The organism is Phenylobacterium immobile (ATCC 35973) (assembly GCF_001375595.1).
GTDB classification, from domain to species: Bacteria; Pseudomonadota; Alphaproteobacteria; order Caulobacterales; family Caulobacteraceae; genus Phenylobacterium; species Phenylobacterium immobile.
The window spans coordinates 219,932-242,582 of sequence record NZ_CVJQ01000001.1 but is presented as its reverse complement, the minus strand read 5'-3'; the positions used below and the strand labels follow the sequence as shown (position 1 = coordinate 242,582).

At 67.1% G+C, this 22,651-nt stretch carries 17 protein-coding genes and 1 pseudogene; 11 read left to right on the top strand and 7 right to left on the bottom strand.

Going from position 1 to position 22,651, the window contains the following annotated elements:
• Window position 1 precedes the first annotated feature (1 nt).
• From BN1313_RS01110 to BN1313_RS01105, 3 genes and pseudogenes are all read right to left on the bottom strand, one after another.
• Window positions 2–1,099, bottom strand: coding sequence for a glycosyltransferase family 4 protein (locus BN1313_RS01110; protein WP_245620212.1), 1,098 nt, complete (start codon window positions 1,097–1,099; stop codon window positions 2–4).
• Between the two features lie 126 nt (window positions 1,100–1,225).
• A pseudogene (locus BN1313_RS16800) lies at window positions 1,226–1,327 on the bottom strand (helix-turn-helix domain-containing protein); the annotation flags it as partial.
• Between the two features lie 150 nt (window positions 1,328–1,477).
• Window positions 1,478–2,299: a UDP-2,3-diacylglucosamine diphosphatase gene (locus BN1313_RS01105; RefSeq protein ID WP_091735418.1), complete on the bottom strand. Its 822-nt coding sequence runs from the start codon at window positions 2,297–2,299 to the stop codon at window positions 1,478–1,480.
• Window positions 2,300–2,448: 149 nt separating this feature from the next.
• On the opposite strand from BN1313_RS01105, the gene BN1313_RS01100 reads away from it, so the two are divergent.
• Complete coding sequence (locus tag BN1313_RS01100; RefSeq protein WP_245620048.1) at window positions 2,449–3,099, top strand: TetR/AcrR family transcriptional regulator; 651 nt, start codon at window positions 2,449–2,451, stop codon at window positions 3,097–3,099.
• 55 nt (window positions 3,100–3,154) lie between these two features.
• Here the strand turns inward: BN1313_RS01100 and ppa are convergent, their stop codons facing one another.
• Entirely contained in the window at window positions 3,155–3,694 is a 540-nt protein-coding gene (ppa, locus tag BN1313_RS01095) for an inorganic diphosphatase (protein ID WP_091735415.1), read from the bottom strand.
• A gap of 285 nt (window positions 3,695–3,979) precedes the next feature.
• Here ppa and rimP point away from each other — a divergent pair, with 285 nt between their 5' ends.
• The 4 genes from rimP (at window position 3,980) to infB (ending at window position 10,203) form a co-directional block, all read left to right on the top strand.
• The gene (gene rimP, locus BN1313_RS01090; protein WP_091735412.1) at window positions 3,980–4,522 is read left to right on the top strand and encodes a ribosome maturation factor RimP; all 543 of its coding nucleotides are present in this window, start codon (window positions 3,980–3,982) and stop codon (window positions 4,520–4,522) included.
• A gap of 13 nt (window positions 4,523–4,535) precedes the next feature.
• Window positions 4,536–6,257 (top strand): transcription termination factor NusA, encoded by a 1,722-nt coding sequence (gene nusA, locus BN1313_RS01085; protein ID WP_091735409.1) that lies wholly within the window; start codon window positions 4,536–4,538, stop codon window positions 6,255–6,257.
• A 25-nt stretch (window positions 6,258–6,282) separates the two neighbouring features.
• On the top strand, window positions 6,283–6,981 hold the full coding sequence (locus BN1313_RS01080) for an RNA-binding protein (RefSeq protein WP_091735406.1): 699 nt from the start codon (window positions 6,283–6,285) through the stop codon (window positions 6,979–6,981).
• Window positions 6,982–7,101: 120 nt separating this feature from the next.
• Window positions 7,102–10,203 carry a translation initiation factor IF-2 gene (gene infB / locus BN1313_RS01075; RefSeq protein ID WP_091735403.1) on the top strand — a complete coding sequence of 1,034 codons (3,102 nt, stop codon included), beginning with the start codon at window positions 7,102–7,104 and terminating at the stop codon, window positions 10,201–10,203.
• A gap of 54 nt (window positions 10,204–10,257) precedes the next feature.
• On the opposite strand, the gene pyk is transcribed toward infB, so the two are convergent.
• Entirely contained in the window at window positions 10,258–11,673 is a 1,416-nt protein-coding gene (gene pyk / locus BN1313_RS01070) for a pyruvate kinase (RefSeq protein WP_091735400.1), read from the bottom strand.
• 164 nt (window positions 11,674–11,837) lie between these two features.
• Between pyk and BN1313_RS01065 the strand changes: the two genes are divergently transcribed.
• Window positions 11,838–13,631 (top strand): glycoside hydrolase family 15 protein, encoded by a 1,794-nt coding sequence (locus tag BN1313_RS01065; protein ID WP_091735397.1) that lies wholly within the window; start codon window positions 11,838–11,840, stop codon window positions 13,629–13,631.
• Between the two features lie 3 nt (window positions 13,632–13,634).
• Here the strand turns inward: BN1313_RS01065 and zwf are convergent, their stop codons facing one another.
• The gene (zwf, locus tag BN1313_RS01060; RefSeq protein WP_091735394.1) at window positions 13,635–15,098 is read right to left on the bottom strand and encodes a glucose-6-phosphate dehydrogenase; all 1,464 of its coding nucleotides are present in this window, start codon (window positions 15,096–15,098) and stop codon (window positions 13,635–13,637) included.
• A 177-nt stretch (window positions 15,099–15,275) separates the two neighbouring features.
• Between zwf and otsB the strand changes: the two genes are divergently transcribed.
• From otsB to BN1313_RS01035, 5 genes are all read left to right on the top strand, one after another.
• The gene (otsB, locus tag BN1313_RS01055) at window positions 15,276–16,040 is read left to right on the top strand and encodes a trehalose-phosphatase (protein WP_091735374.1); all 765 of its coding nucleotides are present in this window, start codon (window positions 15,276–15,278) and stop codon (window positions 16,038–16,040) included.
• Window positions 16,028–17,425: an alpha,alpha-trehalose-phosphate synthase (UDP-forming) gene (locus BN1313_RS01050; protein ID WP_091735371.1), complete on the top strand. Its 1,398-nt coding sequence runs from the start codon at window positions 16,028–16,030 to the stop codon at window positions 17,423–17,425. The genes otsB and BN1313_RS01050 overlap by 13 nt, the downstream gene beginning before the upstream one ends.
• A gap of 10 nt (window positions 17,426–17,435) precedes the next feature.
• Complete coding sequence (gene ligD, locus BN1313_RS01045; protein WP_091735368.1) at window positions 17,436–20,063, top strand: DNA ligase D; 2,628 nt, start codon at window positions 17,436–17,438, stop codon at window positions 20,061–20,063.
• 143 nt (window positions 20,064–20,206) lie between these two features.
• Complete coding sequence (locus BN1313_RS01040; RefSeq protein ID WP_091735365.1) at window positions 20,207–21,661, top strand: L,D-transpeptidase family protein; 1,455 nt, start codon at window positions 20,207–20,209, stop codon at window positions 21,659–21,661.
• 3 nt (window positions 21,662–21,664) lie between these two features.
• A complete protein-coding gene (locus BN1313_RS01035; RefSeq protein WP_091735362.1) occupies window positions 21,665–22,003 on the top strand; it encodes a hypothetical protein in 339 nt (112 codons plus the stop codon).
• A 4-nt stretch (window positions 22,004–22,007) separates the two neighbouring features.
• Here BN1313_RS01035 and mepK read toward each other — a convergent pair whose 3' ends face one another.
• A complete protein-coding gene (gene mepK / locus BN1313_RS01030) occupies window positions 22,008–22,574 on the bottom strand; it encodes a peptidoglycan L,D-endopeptidase MepK (protein ID WP_091735359.1) in 567 nt (188 codons plus the stop codon).
• Window positions 22,575–22,651: the final 77 nt, after the last annotated feature.

Here is a 22,651-nt window from a genome sequence, read left to right as displayed (position 1 = left end):
TTCAAGCCGCCAGCGGTCGCCTGCGCCTGACCCGCGCCAAGCGGCGTAACCGGCGCCAGAAGCGCGTCTTTTCCGGTTCTGGATAGGGCTGGAGGTTGCGCAGGAAGTCCTCGGCGCAGGCGCGCCAGGAGAAGGTCTCAGCGAAGGCGCGCACCTGCTTGCGATCCAGCTTCAGCGCCTCCAGGCAAGCTTCGCGCAGACCCTCTGTGGCGGTCTTGGCCAGCGCGCCGGCGCCCGAGCCCGGAATGATGTCGATCGGGCCGGGGGCTGGATAGGCGGCCACGGGCGTCCCCGCCGCCATGGCCTCCAGAATCACCAGGCCGAAGGTGTCCGTGAGCGACGGGAAGACGAACACATCGGCGCAGGCGTAGGCCGCCGCCAGGTCCTCGCCGGCTTTCGGGCCGGTGAAGCGAACGTTGGGATATTTGGCCTTTAGTTCCTCGAGCTGGGGGCCGGGCCCCACCACGACTTTCGAGCCCGGAAGGTCGAGACTGAGAAAGGCCTCGATGTTTTTCTCCACAGCCACGCGGCCGACGTAGAGGAAGATCGGCTTGGGCAGGTCTGCGAAGACATCCGGCTCGTCCGCGCGCCGCGGATGGAATATCTCGGTATCGACGCCGCGCGACCAGGCGGAGATGTTGCGGAAGCCATGCTGCTCCAGCTCATCGCGCATGGTCGGCGTGGCCACCATCAGCCGGCCCGACGGCTTGTGGAACCAGCGCATGTAGGCGTAGCCGGCCGCCAGCGGCAGCGGCAGGCGGGCCGATACATATTCCGGGAAGCGGGTGTGATAGCTGGTCGTGAACGGGAGCTTCCACTCCACACAGATGCGCCTGGCGGCCAGGCCCAGAGGGCCCTCGGTGGCGATGTGGATGGCTTCGGGCTCGAAGGCCTTGAAGCGCTCCTGCACCGGCTCGTAGACGCCGATGGCGACCTTGATCTCGGGGTAGGTCGGCAGCGGGAAGGTCTTGAACTGGTTGGGGCTGACCACCTCGACGGTATGGCCCATCTCTCGCAGTTCGCCGACAACCCGAGTGAGCGTTCGGACGACGCCGTTGACCTGCGGCTCCCAGGCGTCGGTGGCCAGCAGTATCCGCATCGGCCGTTTTACGTCGCGCGGCGCGGTGATCGCTTCGCGCAGGCGTGCTGAGGATCGCACCGGCCGGATGCGCTCGGCGGGATTGATCGCCTGGCCCTGCAGCCAGGCCCAGAAGGCCCCGAGCAGCGCGTCCTTGGTCGGGAAGTAGCGATAGACCGTCCGTTCCCCGACCCCCGTCTCGCGGGCGATGTCGGCGAAGCTCACCTCCTCAAGCTCGCCGCCCTCCATCTTGCGATGAACGGCGCGCAAGATCTGTTCGCGGGTCTCAGCCTGGCGGTCGACGCGAAGGCCGGCTCGAGGCGCTTCGGGCGTCTTCATGGCAGTCGCACTGTCACTACGGTTCGGCGGGGGTGTCAACGAATGGCGCAGGCGCCGCGATCAGGCGGCGATCGGCCGGGGACGGGCCTGCGTCGGCAAACGGGCGACCTTGGCGTCGCGAACCTTGGCGGCGTTCATCCTGCCCCAGTCAAGAATCTCCAGGCGTCCGTCAGGGTGCTCGACCAGGGCGGTGCAGCTTTCCACCCAATCGCCGTCGTTGATGTAGGTGATCCCGTCGATCTCGCGCATCTCAGCCTTGTGGATGTGGCCGCAGATCACCCCGTCGACGCCGCGCCGGCGGGCCGCCTCGGCGACGGCGTGTTCGTAATTCTCGATGAACTGCAGGGCGTTCTTGACCCGCGTCTTCAGGAGCGCCGAGAGGCTCCAGTAGCCGAAGCCCATCTTGCGGCGGACATGGTTCATCAAGGTGTTGGCCGCGAGCGCCGCGCGGTAGGCCCAGTCGCCGAGGATCGCCAGCCATTTTGCGTGGCGAACGATTCCGTCGAACTCGTCGCCGTGGGTCACCAGGAAGCGGCGACCGTCAGCGGTTTCGTGGATCGCATCGCGCTCGACAGCGACGCCCCCAAAGCTGAGCCCGAAGAACTGACGGACAGCCTCGTCGTGATTGCCGGGGATATAGGTGACTTGGACCCCGCGCCGAGCCAGGCGCAGGATTTTCTGAACAACATCGTTGTGCGACTGGGGCCAGAACCAGCCGCCCCTCAATTTCCAGCCGTCGATGATGTCACCGACCAGATAAAGCTTCTCGCAGTCGATGCGTCGGATAAAATCCAACAGCATTTCAGCTTGGCATCCCCGTGTGCCCAGATGCACGTCGGAAATGAATACGCTGCGAAAGCGCAGGATCTCCGGGTCGCTCATCTTGCGCCTCCAGACCGCATGGATGTTGCCTAGCGGCTAGGCTGATTGCGTGTCTGTTTGATGAAGCTGGCGAGACGGTCTGGCTTTCGCCGTCAAGACTGATATGCAGTCTCTACTGGAGGCTTCTCCCCAAGCCGCCCGAGAATCCGATGGACACGTCAACGACGCTTACCCAAGCGACGCCCGCCAAGGCGACGCCGAAGTCTCTGCGAACCCGCGCGCGCATTTTGAATGCGGCGATGCGGCTGTTCGCCGAAACCGGTTACCACGCTTCGACCAACGCCTTGATCGCTGAGGCCTCCAAGCTGACGCGCGGCGCCATGCTCTACCACTTCGCAACCCGCGAGGACCTGATGGAGGCCGCGATCGCCCACATCGACCGCGAGCGCGCGCGCCTGTTCGAACGCGCCGCCGCGACGCCGACCGGCCCAGGGGTAGACGCGGCTGAGCACGCCATCGACGCTTACTGGGCGCTGCTCCACGAGACGCCCTTTGTCGCCTTCGCCGAGCTCGAGGCCGCGGCGCGAACGGATCCGATGCTGCGCGAGCGGCTGGCTGAAGCCCAGACAGCCTTCGACCAGGCGCAGGTCGGCCAGCGCTTTGGGGCGCTCGCCCAGGCCGGCGCCGACCCGCGCTTCCAGGCCAGCCGCGACCTCGGCCGCTTCCTGCTGGAAGGCCTGGCGCGCGGGGCGATGATGTATGACGAAGACGACCGCCGGGAACGGCTGCTGGCCGTCGTCAAGCGCGCCGTCCGGGCGCTCAACCGCAAAGGCGACGTCCAGGACCTCTGGGTCGATTAAGGCCAAGTCTGCATCGTCAACCCGAGGCGGGCCCCGGAGGTGACGATGCGTTATCTTACGCCTTGGCGGCGGCGTCGTGGGCCTTGATCGAGTTCTCGATCAGCTTGGCGGCTTCGGCGGCGTCCGCCCAGCCGACGATCTCGACGCTCTTGCCCTTCTCCAGGTCCTTATAGTGCAGGAAGAAGTGGGCGATCTGCTCGGTCAGGATCTTGGGCAGCGCACGCCAGGAATCCACGCCCGTGTAGAAAGGGTGGAGCTTGTCCACCGGCACGGCCAGGATCTTCTCATCGCCGCCGGCCTCGTCGCGCATGATCAGGGCGCCGACCGGACGGCAGCGGATGACCGCGCCCGGCACAACCGGCGTCGGGCCGACCACGATGATATCCATCGGATCGCCGTCGTCGGCGAGGGTATGCGGAATGAAGCCGTAGTTGCCCGGATAGAACATCGCGGTGTGCAGGAAGCGGTCGACGAAGATCGCGCCCGAGTCCTTGTCCAGCTCGTATTTCACCGGCTCGCCGCCCTGTGGAATCTCGATGACGGCGTTGACGTCGTAAGGGGGGTTCACGCCGATGGCGATCTTGGACAGGTCCATGGGGAGGGGCCTTTTGAGAGAACACGCGTTGGTGAATTGGCCGCTCTGTGGCCTATTCCGCGCGCGCTGGGAAGGGGCTTCGACGCCTTCATGCTGCGGTGCGGCGAAAAGCTCACTGGGCGAGCGACGGCGCGGGCTTTGCGCATCTTCGCGTGCGATTCTGGGGCTGACAAAGTCCACCCTTGAGGTTATAAGGGGGTCTACATCGCTGATCGCGCTGGATGGCGCCTTCAAGCGGCGGGCTACGGCCCGGCCGCTTTTTTCTTTGCCAGGACGGCTGAGCTTATGCGCGGCAAGACCGCCGAGGACGTGAAACTGCTGGAGCTGCTCGACCCGATTGCGGAGGCCGAGGGCTATGCGATCGTCCGCCTGCGGCTGATGGGCGGGGCGGAAGCCCGACGGCTGCAGATTTTTGCGGAGCGGCCGGAAGACGGCGACATGAACATCGAGGATTGCGCGCGCCTGTCGCGGGCCATCTCGGGCCTGATGGACGAAGTCGATCCGATCAGCGGGGAATACACCCTTGAAGTCTCCTCGCCTGGGGTCGACCGGCCACTGACCCGGCTGAAGGACTTCATCGACTACGAGGGCCACGAGGCCCGGATCGAGCTCGACCGTATGGCCGAGGGCCGCAAGCGCTTCCGTGGCGTCCTGGCCGGCGTCGAAGGCGACAACATCGCCATCGATCTGGAAGGCGAGGCGGAGACGGCTCTGGTGCCCTTCGCCTGGGTCGTCGAGGCCAAGCTGATGCTCAACGACAAGCTTATGAAGCGTGGCGCCGAAGTGCGTGCGCGCCGATTGCAATCCGACCAACCGACTTCCGAGTAAGGACTTAACGCCCATGAGCCTGACCGGCATTTCCGCGAACCGGCTTGAACTCCTGCAGATCGCCGAGGCGGTCGCCCGCGAGAAGTCGATCGACAAGGAGATCGTCATCGAGGCGATCGAGGAAGCGATCCAGAAGGGCGCCCGCGCCCGCTATGGCGCCGAGCACGACATCCGCGTGCACATCGACACCAAGACCGGCGAGATGATCATCAAGCGGATCGTCACCGTGGTGGCCGACGACGTTTCTTATGGCGTAGTCGAGGGCGAGGACGGGGTCGAGGTCGCCGCCGACGAGCCGGCCGGCGTGCTGCGCCTGGCGGACGCGCTGCGGACCGATAAGCAGGCCTTCGTCGGCAAGACCTACGAAGAAGTCCTGCCGCCCTTCGAACTGGGCCGGGTGCAGACTCAGATGGCCCGTCAGGTCGTGACCGGGAAGGTCCGCGAGGCCGAGCGCGAGCGCCAGTTCGAAGAGTACAAGGATCGCGTGGGCGAGATCGTCTCGGGCTCGGTCAAGCGGGTCGAGTACGGCAATGTCGTGGTCGACCTGGGCCGCGGCGAAGGCATCATGCGCCGCGACCAGTCGATCCCGCGTGAGAACTTCAATATCGGCGACCGGATCCGCTGCTACATCTACGACGTCCGCCGCGAAACCAAGGGCCCGCAGATCCTGCTGTCGCGCGCCCACGGCGGCTTCATGGCCAAGCTGTTCGCCCAGGAAGTGCCTGAGGTCTACGACGGCGTCATCGAAATCCGCGCCGTCGCCCGTGATCCAGGCAGCCGCGCCAAGATGGCCGTGGTGTCGAACGACAGCTCCATCGATCCGGTCGGCGCCTGCGTCGGCATGCGCGGCAGCCGCGTCCAGGCCGTCGTCGCCGAGCTGCAGGGCGAGAAGATCGACATCATCCAGTGGAGCCCGGACGAGGCCACCTTCATCGTGAACGGCTTGGCCCCCGCCGAAGTCTCGAAGGTGGTGATGGACGAGGAGGACGAGCGCGTCGAAGTCGTCGTCCCCGACGAACAGCTGAGCCTGGCCATCGGTCGTCGCGGCCAGAACGTGCGTCTGGCCTCCCAGCTGACCGGCTGGCAGATCGACATCATGACCGAGAGTCAGGAGAGCGAGCGCCGCCAGCGCGAATTCACCGAGCGCACGGCGCTGTTCCAGGAAGCCCTGGATGTCGATGAAGTCATCGCCCAGCTGCTGGTCACCGAAGGCTTCGCCACCGTCGAAGACGTCGCCTATGTGGAAAACTCGGAAGTCGCCAGCATCGAGGGCTTTGACGAGGACACCGCCGAGGAAATCCAGGCGCGCGCCCGCGATTTCCTGGACCGCGAAGCCGCGGAGCTGGACGGCAAGCGCCGCGAACTGGGCGTCGAGGATGGTCTGGTGGAGATCGAAGGCGTCACTCTGCCGATGGCCGTGGCCCTGGGCGAGGGCGATGTGAAGACCGTCGAGAACCTGGCCGACCTCGTGCCGGACGACCTGCGTGGCTGGTTCGAAACCAAGGGCGGCGAGCGCGTTCGCGAGCCGGGTATCCTCGAGAGCTTCAACCTCGAAGCCGCCGACGCGGAGCTTCTGATCATGCGCGCCCGCGTCGCGCTGGGCTGGATCGAGGCGCCGGAGGTCGAGGCTGAAGTCGAGCCGGAGCCGGAGCTTGAAGCCGTGATCGAAGACGAAGCGCCTGCCGACGAAGCCGAGGCCCTGGCCGCGGCCGAGGGCGAGGCGCGCGACGCCTGAGGCCGGCCGGAGCAAGGTCGCCGCCATGGTTGAGATTCCGCCCGACGATCTGGTCGATCTCGACGAGGGTCAGGCCGGAAGGCTCGGCGGCGCCAAGACCTTGGCTGAGGCCGCACGGGCGCGACGTGACATCGTCTCGGGCGAGGTGATGGCGGAAGATCGCCTGATCCGGTTCGTCACGGGGCCCGAGGGCGCGGTGACGCCGGACCTGGGGCGCAAGCTTCCCGGTCGCGGCCTGTGGGTCGCCGCCGACCGCGCCTCGGTGGAGACCGCCGCGCGCAGGGGCCTGTTCTCTCGCGCGGCCAAGGCGAAGGTTTCGGCCGATCCGGCCCTGGCCGACGTTGTCTGTGAGTTGTTGCGTCGCAGGCTCCTGGCCAGCCTGGGCCTTGCGAAGAAGGCCGGCGAGCTTATCTCGGGCTTCGAAAAGGTCTCTTCCGCCATCGGCGGCGGCAAGGCGGCCTGGTTGGTCGAGGCGTCCGACGGCGCAGAAGACGGCCGCCGCAAGCTTCTCGCCCAGATCCGCGCGGCGGAACGGGCCGGAACGGCGACACCTCGGGTCATCGGGGTTTTCTCCGCCGAGGAATTGGGTTTGGCCTTGGGCCTGGAGAATGTGATACACACGGCCCTTCTTGCCGGGCGCGGCGCCCACCGATGGTCGATGGACGCCCATCGGTTGTCGGGCTTCCGTCCGCTCATTCCCGAGGGTTGGCGCCCCGAGACGTGAGGCCGAGACTTCAGGCGAGGAGCCGCCTTCGACGAAGCGGAGCCGTAAGGTTTCCGCTTCGCCTGCTATTTTTCGATCCGACTGGCCGGGATCCGCCCGGCTGCTGAGTAAAGCGAGCGCATGAGCGACGAGAACAACAACGGCCGTAACTCCGCCCCCGGCGGACGCCAGCCCCTGACCCTTAAGCCCCGCGGGGCCGGATCGGTCAGCGCCGGCACGGTGAAGCAAAGCTTCAGCCACGGCCGTTCCAAGACCGTGGTCGTGGAGACCAAGCGCTCGCGCCCGATGGCGCAGGGCGGCAATCTCGCCGCGCCGTCTTCCGCCGAAAAGCAACGGGTGTTCGACACCCCGCGTCCGCCGCAGCCGTCGCAGCCCCGCTCCGCCGGCGGCGCCGACGCCTCTGGCCTGAGCCAAGAAGAACTTCGTTCGCGCCAGCGCGCCATCGAACTCGCCCGCGAACACCAGGCGCGCGAACAGGCGGCGCGTGAACAACAGTCCCGCGACCAGGCGACCACGGCTGCTGCTCCTGCGGTCGCAGCGCAGGCCCCGGCCGTCCAGGCCGCAGAGGCTCCCGCCGCTGCGCCGGAAGCTCCGGCCGCCGCTGCGCCTGCGCCGGCCCCTGTCGATCGCCCTGCGCCGGCGGAACCTGCTGCTGCGCCCGTGGCTCAGGCTTCGGCCCCCGCGCCTGCGCCCGTGCAGGCCCAAGCGCCGCAACCCGCCGTCGCGCCGCCCGCCGCGCCGGCGCCTGTTCAACAGCCGGTCCGCGCCGCCGCGCCGGCTGCGCCCCAGGGTCCGCAGACGCGCAGCTATCAGCCGTCCCCTGAACGCCGCGACGACCGGCCGACGACCACGACCTATCGCCCGCCCGCCGGCCGCTTCGAAGGCGCGACCTTCAACCAGCGCGCGCCGCGTCCCGACCAGGGCCGCCCCGCGCCGGATCGCGGCGGTCAGGATCGTAGCGGCCAGGATCGCCCGCAGGATGATCGCCCTCGCGATGACCGCGCCCCGCGCAGCTTCGACAACCGGGCGCCCCGTGAGGGTCAACGCGATGGCGGCGCGCCACGTCCCGGCGGCGACACCGTGCGTTATTCGGCCCTGGCTCCGCGCCCGGCGCCGCGTGACGGTGTCCGTCCCGGCGGTCCGCGTCCGGCGCCGCGCCTTGGCGCCGCTGCGGCCCCGGCTACTCCGGAAATCCAGCGCGCCGCCCGCCAGGCGCCGCGTCCTGGCGCAGCCAACCTCGATCGTCGTCCGGACGAGGAGGAGCGTCGCCGCGACGCCGCCAACCCGGCCAAGGCGATTAGCCGGGCCAAGGGGGCGCCGCAGCGCCGCGAAGGTCGCCTGACAATTCAAACCGTCGCCGGCGACGCTGACGGCGCCGAGCGGATGCGCTCTCTGGCGTCGGTGCGCCGTGCGCGCGAACGCGAACGCGAGAAGCGCAAGGGCGGCCAGACCGAACAGGCGCGCATCGCTCGTGAAGTTGTCATTCCTGACGTCATCACCGTGGGCGAACTGGCCAACCGGATGGCGACCCGCGGCGTCGAGGTCATCAAGTTCCTGATGCGTCAGGGCGTGATGCTGAAGATCAACGACGTCATCGATAACGACACCGCTGAACTGGTGGCCACTGAGTTTGGCCACACCGTGCGCCGCGTGTCCGAAGCCGATGTGGAAGAAGGCTTCATCGGCGCCGAGGATGTTGACGATCACCTGGCGCCGCGGCCGCCGGTGGTCACCGTCATGGGTCACGTCGACCACGGCAAGACGAGCCTGCTGGACGCCCTGCGCTCCGCCGATGTCGCTGCAGGCGAACATGGCGGCATCACCCAGCACATCGGCGCCTATCAAGTCCGGCTGCCGGAAGGCGAGCGGGTCACTTTCCTGGATACGCCAGGCCACGCGGCCTTCTCGCAGATGCGGATGCGCGGCGCGGATGTCACAGACATCGTCATCCTAGTGGTGGCCGCCGACGACGGCGTGATGCCGCAGACGATCGAGGCGATTAATCACGCCAAGGCCGCCGGGGCGCCGCTGATCGTGGCGATCAACAAGATCGACAAGCCCGGCGCCGACTCGACCCGGGTGATCAACGAACTCCTGCAGCACGAGATCGTCGTCGAAAGCCTGGGCGGCGACACCCAGGCGATCGAAGTCTCCGCCAAGGAGAAGACCGGTCTCGACAACCTGTTGGAAGCCATCCTGCTGCAGGCTGAAGTCCTGGACCTCAAGGCCAACCCTGATCGGGTGGCCGATGGCACGGTCATCGAAGCCAAGGTCGATCGCGGCCGGGGCCCGGTGGCCACCGTCTTGGTCAAGCGCGGCACGCTGAAGCGCGGCGACATCGTCGTGGCCGGCGATCAGTGGGGCCGCGTGCGCGCCCTGTTGAACGAACGCGAGGAACAGGTCCCAGAAGCCGGTCCTTCGGTGCCTGTCGAAATTCTAGGTCTGGACGGTACGCCCGCGCCGGGCGAGCCGTTCGCGGTGGTCGAGAACGAGGCTAGGGCCCGCGAACTGACCGAGTACCGCATTCGCCAGAAGCGCGAGAAGACCGGCACGCCGATGGGCGCCACGCTGGCCGAGATGATGTCGCGCATCACCGATAAGAAGGCGAGCGAACTGCCGCTGGTCATCAAGGCCGACGTGCAAGGCTCTGCGGAAGCGATCATCGGCTCGTTGGACAAGATCAGCACCGACGAGGTCCGCGCGCGGATTATCCTGTCGGGCGCTGGCGCGATCAGCGAGAGCGACGTCATGCTGGCCAAGGGCGCCGGCGCGACCCTCATCGGCTTCAACGTCCGGGCCTCGCGTCAGGCGCGGGACCTGGCCGAGCGCGAAGGCGTCGAGATCCGTTATTACGCGATCATCTACGACCTGATCGACGACATCAAAGGCGTGCTGTCCGGCATGCTGGCGCCGATCCAGCGCGAAACCTTCCTTGGCAACGCCGAGGTGCTTCAGGCCTTCGACATCTCCAAGGTCGGCCGTGTCGCCGGCTGTAAGGTCACGGAGGGCGTGGTTCGCAAGGGCGCGCGCGTCCGGATCATTCGCAATGACGTGGTCATCCTCGAACTCGGCACCCTGCAGACGCTCAAGCGCTTCAAGGACGAGGTCAACGAGGTCGTGGTGGGTCAGGAATGCGGCATGGCGTTCGCCGGCTTCCAGGACATCAAGGCGGGCGACACCATCGAGTGCTTCACCCTCGAAGAGGTCAAGCGCACCCTCTAGGGGCGTTTGCGCTGAGGCTTAAGAGGCCCGTCCTTCGTAGGGCGGGCCTTTTGCTTAGGCGAGCGGCGCGGTCGCGAGTCTCAGGACATTCGCCGATCCCGCCTCGCCGAGCGGCAGGCCCGCCAGGATCAGCACACGCTGGCCCGGCAGCAAGAGACCCGCCGCCAGCGCCTGGGCGATGGCGACAGACGGCAGATCTTCAGGATCGCTTAGGGGCTCAATGACGCGCGCCTCTGCGCCCCAGACCAGTGCGGAGCGACGCGCGACGTCGATATTCGGCGTAAGCGCCAGCGTTGCTTGCAAGGGCCGCTCACGGGCAAGGTGCAGAACGGTGCGCCCCGACCGGGTGAAAACCGCCAGGCAGCCGATCGACGCTGACTCGGCCGCGCGGCGGGCCGCAGCGACGAGGGCGTCGTCGGGTAAGTCGTCGTCCACCGGATATTCGGCGCGGACCAGTTCCGGCCAGCGGGGATCGCGTTCCACTCGGGCGATGATGCTGTCCATCATGGCCACCGCCTCCAGGGGATAGGCGCCGGAGGCGGACTCCGCCGAGAGCATGAGGGCGTCGGCGCCTTCATAGACCGCGCCCGCCACGTCGGAGGCTTCGGCGCGGGTAGGCGTCGGTGAGGCGACCATGGATTCCAGCATCTGTGTCGCCACCACCACCGGCAGACCGCGTCGCCGCGCGGCGCGCACCAGTTCCTTCTGGACCACAGGGACGTCCTCAGGCGCAAGTTCGACGCCGAGGTCGCCGCGGGCGACCATGATCGCCTGCGATTGCTCCAGGATTTCCGCCAAGGCCTCCAGCGCGGCGGGCTTTTCGATCTTGGCCATGACATGAGCCCGATCGCCCACCAGGCTGCGCAATTCGGCCATGTCGGAGCCGCGCTGGACAAAGGAGAGCGCGACCCAATCCACCCCTTGCTCCAACGCGAAGGTCAGGTCCTCGCGGTCCTTGGCCGTCAGCGCAGGTATGGGAATGGCCAGCCTGGGCAGGTTGAGCCCCTTGTGGTCGGAGAGCTTAAGCCCCGCCTCAACCATGGTCTCTGCGAAGTCCGCCCCATGGGACAGCACGCGTAGCCGCACCTTGCCATCGTCCAGAAGAATCTGGCCGCCGGGCTTCAAGGCGGCGAACACCTCCGGGTGAGGCACGCAGACACGGTTCGCGTCGCCAGGCGCAGGGTTGGCGTCGAGACGGAAAGTCTGTCCGGCCAGCAGCTCAACCGCGCCGTCGACGAACTCGCCCAACCGGATCTTTGGGCCTTGCAGGTCCGCCAGAACGGCCAGGGGGCGATCGACGAGAGCTTCCGCGGCGCGGACGGCGGCGATCGCGTGGGCATGGTCCTCGTGAGTCCCATGACTGAAGTTGATGCGGAAGACATCGGCCCCGGCGCGGGCCAGTTCGGCGACGCGGGCGATGCTGGCGGGACCGAGCGTTGCGACGATGCGGGCGCGGCGGGCGCGTATCATCCGGGGCGTCCTTGTTCAGAGTTAAGGCAAACGCATGGGCGAGACGAAGGGATCACGTCCAGCGGGAGCTAAGGCGTGTTTGCGACGTTTACCCCGGATCAGGCCTGAACGGCCAAGCTTCCGACGCGCGCCTTCAGAATGCGCCTTCAGGACCGGGGATTTTATTGACGCAGAACCTTGAGCTTTTCCCCCTGGGAAACTGCGCCGCGAGCGCTCTGGTTGACGGCTCCGGCCGCATGGTGTGGGCCTGCGCGCCCAGGGTCGATGGAGACCCTTTCTTCTGCGCCCTGCTTGGCGGCGATGATCCGAGCGACGGATTCTGGGCGGTGGAGTCCGAGGGCCGCGCAACCGTGCGCCAGTCCTACCTCCGCAACACCCCGATCGTCCGCACCGAGGTGACCGACGAGAACGGCGCCCGCTACGAGATCGTCGATTTCGCGCCGCGTTACCGCCAGTTCGGCCGGATGTATCGGCCGATGTCGCTTATCCGCATCATCCGGCCCTTGGCGGGGGCGCCCCGAATTCGCATCCGCCTGCGGCCCATGGTGCAGTACGGCAAGGCGCCGGCCGAGCAGACGCAGGGGTCAAACCACATCCGCTATGTGGGCGGCGAGATGACGCTACGGCTGACTACCGACTGCCCGATCACTCATATCGCCGAGGAGCGTTACTTCCGCCTGGAGGAGCCGATCTCGATGTTCCTGGGCGCCGATGAGGGCCTTAACGCCGACATCGCCTCGACCGCCGCGCGCATGCTGCACGAGACTTCTGACTATTGGCGCAGCTGGGTGCGGACCTTGTCGGTGCCGCTTGAGTGGCAAGAGGCCGTGATCCGCGCCGCCATCACCCTGAAGCTGTGCGCCTACGAGGAGACCGGCGCGATTGTCGCGGCGCTGACCACCTCGATCCCGGAGCACCACGACGAGAGCGGCCAGGCGCGAAACTGGGATTACCGCTACTGCTGGCTGCGCGACGCCTACTACGTGGTGCAAGCGCTGAACCGCCTGGGCGCGGCGGACATGCTGGAGAACTATCTCGGCTATCTGCGCAACCTGGTGGACCAGGCTAAGGGCGGCCACGTCCAGCCGGTCTACGGCGTTGGGCTGGAACCGGCGCTGATCGAGTGGATCGCCAAGGACCTCCCTGGCTATCGCGGGATGGGCCCCGTACGCGTCGGCAATCAGGCGCACGAACACCAACAATACGACGTGTACGGACAGATCGTCCTATCCACGGTGCAGGCCTTCTTCGATGAGCGCCTGTTTCGGCCCGCCAACATCGATGACTTCCGCAATCTCGAGGCCATTGGCGAGCGCGCCTGGGAGCTGCACGACAAACCAGACGCCGGCCTCTGGGAGTTCCGCGGCCGCGAGGCGGTCCACACCTATTCGTCCGTGATGTGCTGGGCGGCCTGCGATCGGTTGGGTAACGCTGCGCAGAAGGTGGGCTTGCTGGACCGCGCCTCGGTTTGGAACGGCCGGGCCGCGCAGATCCGAAAGGTGATCGAGGCGCGCGCGTGGAACGCTGAGCTCGGTCGTTATTCGGCGGACTTCGACGGCGACACCCTTGACGCCTCCTTATTGCAGCTCATCGACGTGCGCTTCACCTCGCCGAAGGATCCTAGGATGGCGGCCACCATGGAAGCGGTGCAGCAGGGCCTGCGCCGCGGCCCCTTCATGCTGCGCTACGACATCCCAGACGATTTTGGCGCGCCGCAGACGGCTTTTAACTTCTGCACTTTCTGGCTCATCGAAGCCTTGCACCTCTCGGGCCGCTCCGACGAAGCGCGGACGCTGTTTGAGGAGATGCTCGCCCGCCGCACCACAGCGGGCCTGTTGTCCGAAGATATTTCCTTCGATGGTGGAGAGCTCTGGGGCAACTATCCTCAAACCTATTCGCTGGTTGGCCTGATCAACTGCGCCTCATTGCTGTCGAAGCCGTGGGTCAGCGTCCGGTAGGGCTTATTCGTACCAGGCCCGACCGGCGCGCTCGATGAGGGCGAAGGCGCCGGCGGGGCCCCAGCTGCCGGCGGGATAAGGCTTAGGCGTCATGCCCGCCTCCTTCCAGGACTCCTCCACGCCGTCCACCCATCGCCAGGCCTCGTCGACCTCGTCCCGGCGCACGAAGAGCGTGGATGAACCGCGCAGCACGTCGAGCAGCAGGCGCTCATAGGCGATGCGGCGACGCGAGCCCGGGCCGGAGTAGGCCTTCTGCAACGAGAGCGACAGGGGCAGGGACTCGAGCCGCATGCCCCCCTGGCTGATCCCCGGGGCCTTGTTCATCAAGGTTAGCGCGATGTCTTCGTCCGGCTGCAGGTCGATAACCAGGCGGTTGGCGATCAGGTCATCCTGGGCCGCGCCGGCGAAGATGGAGTGCGGCACGGGTTTGAACTGAATGGCGATCTGGGTGCGCCGCTCCGGGAGTCGCTTGCCCGTGCGCAGGAAGAACGGCACGCCGGCCCAGCGCCAATTGTCGATGTCGGCTCGGAGCGCCACGAAGGTCTCGACGCTGCTTTCCTGACCGCGCTCGCTTTCATAGGAGGCCGCCGCCTTCTCTCCGCTGAGGCCGGCGCCATACTGGCCGCGGATCGTCCAATTCTGAGCGTCATGGCGGGTGAATCTCCGAAGTGAGCGGAGCACCTTAACTTTTTCGTTGCGCACCGAGTCCGGCTCCATGTCGGCCGGCGGCTCCATGGCGACCAGACAGAGCAGTTGGAGCATGTGGTTCTGCACCATGTCGCGCAGGGCGCCGTACTCATCATAGTATGGCCAGCGTTCCCCCACGCCTTCGGTCTCGGCCACAGTGATCTGCACGTGGTCGATGGTCAGGTTGTTCCAGAGGGGTTCGAACAGGGTGTTGGCGAAGCGTAGGGCGATGAGGTTCTGGACCGTCTCCTTGCCGAGGTAATGGTCGATGCGGAAGATCCGATCCTCGGAGAAGGCCTGAGCCACGGCGTCGTTGATGACGCGGGCGCTTTCCAGATCGCGGCCTATGGGCTTTTCCAGGACGATGCGGGCAGGCGCAGCCGTCAGGCCGGCTTCCGACAGGGCGGCGCAGACCCTCACGTAGAGGCTAGGCGAGAGCGCCAGATAGAACATCGGCGCGGCGGCTTCGCCCATGGCCGCCTTCAAGGCTTGGGCGCCTTCCGCCGTTGTGGCGTCCGCCGCTACGTAGGTGATGCGCGCTGAGAAGCGCGCCCAGGCCTCGGCGTTGAAGGGCTCCGGGCGCGCCTCAAGGTCGGCCTTGAGGTCGGCGATGAATTCCTCGGGCGCAACCGCCTGGCGCGCCGACGCCAGGATGCGGAAGCCCTCCGGCAGGAACCCGTCGGCGTCGAGGAAGTAGAGCGAGGGCGCCAACATCCGCTGGGCCAAGTCGCCGGTCGCGCCCAGGAGGACGATCACATCAGATAGCGCAGCCGCAGGCATCAGCGTTCACCCCTTCAATCTGTCGGACGATGTCACGCGTCTGTGCGCCCCGCCAATGCAACGCCACCGCCTCAAAGGAGTTTCCTACGCTGACGGAGGAGCATGCCCGCGGTCGAGGCGATCGCTGGACGGCTTGCCGTCGGAATGTGTGTTGCGTGAGGGGGCGGGCCGAAGAACATGTCGGAAGCACAAGAGATCTTCGAGGTCTATCCAGCGCCGGAGCCACTGCTCCTGCGCGAAATCGCTCTGTTCCTTGATCTTGATGGCACACTCGCGCCGATCGCGCCGCGCCCGCAGGATGTGGCGCCTGAGGCTGATCTGACCGCGCGGTTGGAGCGCCTCGAACAGGCCTTGGGCGGCCGTCTCGCCGTCATCAGCGGCCGAACCCTGGCCGACGTTGATCGCATCCTGGAAGGTCGGGTCGCTGCGGTCGCCGCAGTTCACGGCCTGATCCGTCGTGGAACCGATCGAGTCGTCATCCAGACCCCGCCGCACCCCGCCCTGCAAGACGCCGCCGAGCGCCTTCGCATCTTCGCTCAGTCCGACGCCGGCCTGATGGTGGAGGAGAAGGACGGCCGCTCGGTCGCCCTGCACTTCCGCCTGGCGCGCGACAAGGGCCCAGAGGCCCTGCGGCTCTGTCGCCAGATCGCCCAGGAAACCGGCCTTGTCCTGCAGCGCGGCGACATGGTTGAGGAACTGCGTACGCCGGGGCCGACCAAGGGCGATTCGCTGCGCGACTTCATGGCCGATCCGGCCTTCGCCGGCGTGACGCCGGTGTTTGTCGGCGACGACCGCACTGATGAGGACGGCTTCACCGCGGCTGCGGAGCTGGGCGGCTTCGGCGTCTTGGTTGGGCCGCCGAGGGCCACGGCCGCACGGTTTGGCCTGACGGACGTAGCCGCGACGGCGCAGTGGCTGGAGGCCTCGCTGTGGGGCGCCTGATCGTTGTCTCCAACCGGGTCAATGCGCCGACCGGCGCGGGCGAAGAAACGGTCGGCGGCCTAGCCATGGCGCTATCGGCGGCTCTTCGGGAGTATTCCGGCCTCTGGTTCGGCTGGAGCGGTCAGACCGTCCCGGAATTCACCGGCGAGCTGCACACTCAGACGGTCGCCGGGGTGACCACCGCGACGGTTGATCTGGAGGACGCCGACTACGACGAATATTACAACGGCTACGCCAATAAGACGCTGTGGCCTCTGTTTCATTACCGGTCGGACCTGACCGCCTTCGATCGCGCCTATGGCGCCGGCTATGAGCGGGTGAACCGCCGGTTCGCCGAGACCTTGCGGCCGCTGATCCAGCGCGGCGACCTGATCTGGATCCACGACTACCATCTGATCCCGATCGCCCGCGAGCTGCGCCGCCTGGGCGTGACCAACAAGATCGGCTTCTTCCTGCACATTCCGTGGCCGGCGCACCAGCTGATGACGACGCTGCCTGGCCACCGGCAGCTGGTCGAGGCGATGTTCGAGTTTGATCTCGTGGGTTTCCAGACCGCCGAATATAGGCACGCCTTCGAAGAATATGTGTTGACCGAGGCGGGCGGCGACATGCCGACCGAGGGCCATCTGCGGGCCTTCGGGCGAACCGTACAGATCGGCGCCTATCCCATCGGTATCGATGCGGAGAATTTCGCCCGGTTGCGCGGCTCGCCTCGTGCGCGGCGGATGCATGACATCGTCGGCGCCTCGACGATCTTCCGTCAGTTGATCGTCGGCGTTGACCGGTTGGACTATTCCAAGGGCTTGGAGGAGCGCTTCCTCGCCTTCGAGCGGTTTCTCGCCGACAACCCCGACCTGCGCCGCGATGTCCTGATGCTGCAGATCGCCCCGGTCAGCCGTGAGGGCGTCGAGGCCTACCAGGAGATCCGCAGCCGGTTGGACGCGCTCTCAGGCCGCATCAACGGCGAATATTCCGACATCGACACCTCTCCGATCCGTTACGTGAACCGCAACTACCGCCGCGACGAGCTGGCGGGCATCTATTCGGTGGCGCGCGTCGGACTGGTCACACCGCTCCGGGACGGCATGAACCTTGTGGCGAAGGAATATGTGGCCGCCCAGGATCCCGCCGACCCGGGCGTGCTGGTGCTGTCGCGCTTCGCCGGCGCCGCCGGTCAGTTGAAGGAAGCCCTGCTGGTCAACCCGAACAGCCCGGAGGAAGTGGCGGACGCGTTGAAGCACGCTCTGGCGATGAGCCGTGGTGAGCGGACGCGCCGCTGGGAGGCGCTTTTTGACAGCGTCCAGCGCTGCGATGTGACCGCTTGGCGGGACGATTTCGTCGGCGCGCTCAAAGCCGTCGGCGAACCCGCGGCGATGGCGAGCTGAGCGTCGGCGCATGGCTGCGGACAAGCTCGACCGCTACCGCGCCATGCGCGACTTCTCCAAGACCGCAGAGCCGGACGGGGCGACCCGCACCGCGCCCTCGGCCCAGCGCCGCTTCGTCATCCAGAAGCATGAGGCGACGCGCCTGCACTACGATTTCCGGCTGGAACTTGACGGGACCTTCAAGTCCTGGGCGGTGACGCGAGGCCCCTCGATCGACCCTCACGACAAGCGCCTGGCGGTCGAGGTCGAGGACCATCCCCTGGACTACGGGGATTTCGAGGGGACCATTCCCGAAGGCGAGTACGGTGGCGGGACGGTCATGCTGTGGGACCGTGGCTATTGGGAGCCGGAAGACGGTTTCGATCCCGAGACCGCACTGAAGAAGGGCGAGCTCAAGTTCCGCCTCTCCGGTGAGAGGCTGAATGGCGGGTTCGTCCTTGTGCGGATGAAGCGTCGTCCCCGCGAGAAGCGCGACAATTGGCTGTTGATCAAACACCACGACGGCTGGTCGCGCGAAGGCGAGGGTGAGCTGCTCACCGCCGGTGAGATCAATTCGGTCGCTTCGGGCCGGTCGATGGAGGACATCGCCGCCGGGCGCGGCAAGGGCCCCACTCCTTTCATGGCCAAAAGCAAGGCGCGCGCCTCGGCCAAGCGTGTGTGGAATTCGAACCGTACCGATCCTCTGGAGGGGCAGGAAGCCGAGCCCGCGCCTGCGGCCGAGGCGCCGCCCAAGCTCGCCGCGTCGCCGGCCTTCATCGCCCCGCAGCTGTGCAAGTCGGTGGAGCGGCCGCCGCAGGGAGAGGGCTGGGCCCACGAGATCAAGTTCGACGGCTATCGGCTGCAGGTCCGCGTCGCGGCCGGAAAGGCGACGGTGAAGACCCGATCCGGCCTCGATTGGACAACGAAGTTCCAGGCCATCGCCGACGTGGCCGCCAGGCGCTTACCGAACGGTCTTTATGACGGCGAGGCCTGCGCCATCGACCATCATGGCGCGCCCGACTTCCCCGCCTTGCAGGCGGCCCTGTCGGAGGGACGCAGCCAGGAGCTGATCTTCTTCTGCTTCGACGCCCCGATGCTGGGGGGCGAAGATCTGCGTGAGCTGCCGCTGAATGAGCGCAAGGCCCGGCTGAAGGCGGTGCTCGACAAGCTGCCGAAGGCGGCGGCGGCGCGTTTCCGCTACGTCGATCACTTCGAGACCGGCGGCGATGCGGTCCTGCAATCGGCCTGCCGCATGTCGCTGGAGGGCATCGTCTCCAAGCGACTGGACGCCCCCTACCGCTCGGGGCGCAGCGAAAGCTGGGTGAAGTCCAAATGCCGGGCAGGCCACGAGGTGGTGATCGGCGGTTGGACCGGCGAAAAGGGCCAGCTGCGCTCGCTGTTGGTCGGCGTTCACCGCGACGGCAAGCTGATCCACGTCGGCCGCGTCGGCACGGGCTTTGGCCGCGACGCCGTCGCCCGCGTCCTGCCCAGGCTCGAGGCGGTGGAGAGCGACAAGAGCCCCTTCACCGGCGAAGGCGCGCCGCGGAAGGCCGCCGGTGTCCACTGGGCCAAACCTGAGCTGGTCGCCGAGATCGAGTTCGCTGGCTTCACCGGTTCCGGCGCCGTGCGCCAGGGATCGTTCAAGGGCCTGCGCGAGGACAAGCCTGCGGCCGAGGTCGAGGCGGAAGTCCCGGAAGCGCCGAAGGATGCGGAGCTCGCCCGGCCGAAGCCGACCTCGCGGGCCAAGTCCGCGTCGGACCCCAACGTCATGGGCGTCCTGCTGTCCAATCCCGGCAAGGCGATCTGGCCGGACGACGGCAAGGGCGCGCCTATCACCAAGCTGGAGCTCGCTCGTTACTATGAGGCGGTGGGCCCCTGGCTGATGCCGCACATCAAGGGCCGGCCCTGCTCGATCATCCGCACGCCGGATGGGATCGAGGGCGACCAGCGGTTCTTCCAGCGTCACCTCGGCAAGGGCTCCTCGTCCCTGCTGACCGAGGTGAAGGTGATCGGCGATCACAAGCCCTACCTGCAGATCGACCGGATCGAGGCCCTGGCGGCGCTGGCCCAAGCGGGGGCCACCGAGATCCACCCGTGGAACTGCCAGCCTTACCAGCCGGAGACGCCAGGCCGGCTGGTGTTCGACCTCGACCCGGACGAGGGCCTCTCCTTCCAGCGGGTGATCGAGGCGGCGCTGGTGGTGAAGGACCGGCTGGAGGCGGTCGGCCTCAACGCCTTCTGCAAGACGACGGGCGGCAAGGGCCTGCACGTCGTGACGCCCCTGCTGGGCGGCCACGGCGAAATGGACTGGAAGACGGCCAAGGCCTTCGCCCAAAACCTGTGCCTGGCGATCGCCGCCGACGAGCCTGAGCGCTATGTGGTCAACATGGCCAAGATCAAGCGCAAAGGCCGGATATTCCTCGACTACCTGCGCAACGACCGGCTTTCCACGGCGGTCGCGCCCCTGTCGCCGCGCGCACGGCCGCACGCGACGGTCTCCTTCCCGCTCACCTGGAGCCAGGTGAAGGCGGGCCTGGACCCCAGGGCCTATACGATCCGCACCGCGCCGAAGCTCCTCGCCAAGACCAAGGCGTGGGCGGACTACTGCGACGCTGAGGCGCCCCTGGCGCCGGCGATCGCCAAGCTCGCCACGTCCTAGAGTCCTTGAGAGGCCACAGCCTGTGGCCAATTCACAACGCGAAACGGAATGTGCGATTCCGCTGCCCGTGAAGGTGGTCTAGGCTCGCGACCAATGTCCCGCTTCGGCGTTGTCCAAGGGTTGGGGCCGAAAGAGATCGTAAGATGTTTTCAAGACGCGGGGTTCTGGTCGGCGGCGCACTGAGCTTCGGCGCCGGCCTCGCGCATGCGCAGACCGCCCTGCCCGTAGCTCCGATCCCCTACGCGCTCGTCTCGATCCCGGAGCTCAGCAGGGGCCAGATCGCGGTGGCCCTGAAGGTCCTGGGCGACGCCGACCTGCAAGGGCTGAAGCCGCGCGACTATCTGTCCGCGGATTTCCCGACCGAGGCCTCCAGCCTGAACGCTACGCAGATGACGACCCTGACCGCGGCGCTTGCGCGCTACGCCAAGGACGTCCGCGTCGGCCGCCTTACGCCTGACGCTTTCCCTAGCCTGTGGGGCGTGCGCCCGGCGCTCTATGACGCCCGGTCGGACCTGGCCCAAGCGGTCAGCGAGGACCGGTTGCAGGCCTTCCTCGACAAGCAGCCGCCGACCTATTCAGGCTACCACGCGTTGCGCCGCAGTCTGGCTCGCTACCGAGCCATGGCCAAATCCGCCCCTTGGCCGATGGTGCCCGAGGGGCCGAATTTCGGTCTGGGTGAGCGCGGCGCGCGTGTCGCGGCTCTGCGCAAGCGGCTGGCCGCCGAAGACGACAAGATCGTTGGGGGCTCAGATCAGTTCGACCAGCCCCTGCAGGACGCCCTGGTGCGCGCCCAGCGCCGATTTGGCTTCCGCGGCGACGGCGTGGCCGACGCCCCGACGCTGGCCGCGCTCAACCAGCCGATCGGCCAGCGCATCCTGCAGATCGTCGCCAATATGGAGCGTTGGCGCTGGTTGCCGCGGCAGATGCCGGCGACGCGGGTTCAGGTGAACTCCGGCGCGGCGATCGTCACCCTGTTCCGAGACGACGCGCCGGTGTTGTCGATGAAGGCGGTTTCCGGCCGGCCGGGCGATGAGACGCCGATGCTGTGGTCGAACATCCACAGCGTGGTGATCAACCCGCCGTGGAATGTGCCGACGTCGATCGCCACCAAGGAGCTGTGGCCCAAGGAGCGCGCCAATCCGGGCTATTTGTCGCGCAATGGCTTTGTCGTGATCAAGACCGAGGGGGGCGGCAGCCGACTGCAGCAGCGCGCCGGCGACATGAGCGCGCTCGGCCGGTTCAAGTTCGACTTCGCCAATGACTATGCCGTCTATCTGCACGATACGCCGTCACGCGGCGGATTTGATCGCATCAGCCGCCAGGCCAGCCACGGCTGCGTGCGCATTGAAAAGCCCGCTGAGCTCGCCCGCGCCCTGCTGGAAGGTGACCCGGTGTGGACGCCGGAGAAGATCGAGGAGACCTTGGCCTCCGGCAAGACCGTGCGCGCGCAGCTCCCGCAGGAGACGCCGGTCTTCATCTTCTACTGGACCGCCTTCGCCGGGGCGGATGGCCAGATGCACTTCCGAAGCGACCCCTATGATTGGGACCGGCAGCTTCTGCAGAAGGTAGGCGTCGTGGCGTCCGGGGCCCAAGTCTAGGCCATGCGGATCTTTGTCCTGATCGCCGGCTTTGGCCTGATCATCCTGACGGCGATGGCCTTGCTGAAATATGAGCCCTGGAAGCGGGGCCACAACGACGAGCGGCTGGAATATTCGGCGCCGATCTATGCGCCGGAGGACCCAGGCGCTGCGCCGCCGCCAGCCGCCGTGGCCGCCGCGCCAGCTGAACCGCCCAAGGCTGCGCCGGCCCCGCCCGCGCCGATCGACGACCGTGTGGCCGAAGACGCCGCGGCGGTGGGCATGACGACGATGGAGCCGGATGAAGAGCCGGTGGGCTCGGACTCGGGCGCGACCGCGTCGAGCGACGAGCCGATCGTCTAGCGCGTTAAGAACCGCTCCATTGGCGTACGCGGCCGGTGTCGACGTGGACGAAGTTGGATTGCGGATAGAAGCCGACACCGCCGGCGGAAACGTCGAGGGCGGCCTTCTTCACGTTGCGAAGGTCGACGCCTTGGATGCGGACGTCCACGGCCTTGCCCTGGGTGTGCTGGCTGTGTTCGGCGACCTGACCGCTACGGGCGGCGAGCTTGGCGTTGGTCGCGGGTGAGCGGTAGCCGGAGATGATCTGGAACGGCTCGCGGGTGTCGAGGCGAAGCTGGATCGCATGCAGCGCGTCGAACAGTTTCGGATCCATGAAATGCTGGGCGCCGTTGCGCCAGTCTCGAAGGACCTTCATCGCCGAGGCCATGGCGCCGGGAATGTAGGATCCGTTGGCGAAATAGACCTCGGTGAACTTTTCGCCGGTATGGAGGTTATGTAGGAAAGCCCGCCGGGGCTCCCAGATGTCGAGCCCAAAAGCCGAGGCAGGATGGGCGACGCCCGCGCCTACCGTCGCCAGCGCAGCCGCGCCCGCCCATCGCAGCGCATCGCGCCGCCCAATGTTCGTTTGCATACATATCCCCGACCGCTGCCCCCGCAGCGCCGCGAAAATCGCGACTCTGCGGCGGAAAGGCAAGCTGAGCCGGAGAA

Coding starts and splice junctions, on each gene's coding strand:
- BN1313_RS01110 (WP_245620212.1), bottom strand. CDS start 1,099: ATGCGGATACTGCTGGCCACCGACGCCTGGGAGCCGCAGGTCAACGGC.
- ppa (WP_091735415.1), bottom strand. CDS start 3,694: ATGGACCTGTCCAAGATCGCCATCGGCGTGAACCCCCCTTACGACGTC.
- ligD (WP_091735368.1), top strand. CDS start 17,436: ATGGCTGCGGACAAGCTCGACCGCTACCGCGCCATGCGCGACTTCTCC.
- pyk (WP_091735400.1), bottom strand. CDS start 11,673: ATGATACGCGCCCGCCGCGCCCGCATCGTCGCAACGCTCGGTCCCGCC.
- BN1313_RS01105 (WP_091735418.1), bottom strand. CDS start 2,299: ATGAGCGACCCGGAGATCCTGCGCTTTCGCAGCGTATTCATTTCCGAC.
- BN1313_RS01035 (WP_091735362.1), top strand. CDS start 21,665: ATGCGGATCTTTGTCCTGATCGCCGGCTTTGGCCTGATCATCCTGACG.
- nusA (WP_091735409.1), top strand. CDS start 4,536: ATGAGCCTGACCGGCATTTCCGCGAACCGGCTTGAACTCCTGCAGATC.
- zwf (WP_091735394.1), bottom strand. CDS start 15,098: ATGCCTGCGGCTGCGCTATCTGATGTGATCGTCCTCCTGGGCGCGACC.
- mepK (WP_091735359.1), bottom strand. CDS start 22,574: ATGCAAACGAACATTGGGCGGCGCGATGCGCTGCGATGGGCGGGCGCG.
- rimP (WP_091735412.1), top strand. CDS start 3,980: ATGCGCGGCAAGACCGCCGAGGACGTGAAACTGCTGGAGCTGCTCGAC.
- BN1313_RS01040 (WP_091735365.1), top strand. CDS start 20,207: ATGTTTTCAAGACGCGGGGTTCTGGTCGGCGGCGCACTGAGCTTCGGC.
- infB (WP_091735403.1), top strand. CDS start 7,102: ATGAGCGACGAGAACAACAACGGCCGTAACTCCGCCCCCGGCGGACGC.
- BN1313_RS01100 (WP_245620048.1), top strand. CDS start 2,449: ATGGACACGTCAACGACGCTTACCCAAGCGACGCCCGCCAAGGCGACG.
- otsB (WP_091735374.1), top strand. CDS start 15,276: ATGTCGGAAGCACAAGAGATCTTCGAGGTCTATCCAGCGCCGGAGCCA.
- BN1313_RS01080 (WP_091735406.1), top strand. CDS start 6,283: ATGGTTGAGATTCCGCCCGACGATCTGGTCGATCTCGACGAGGGTCAG.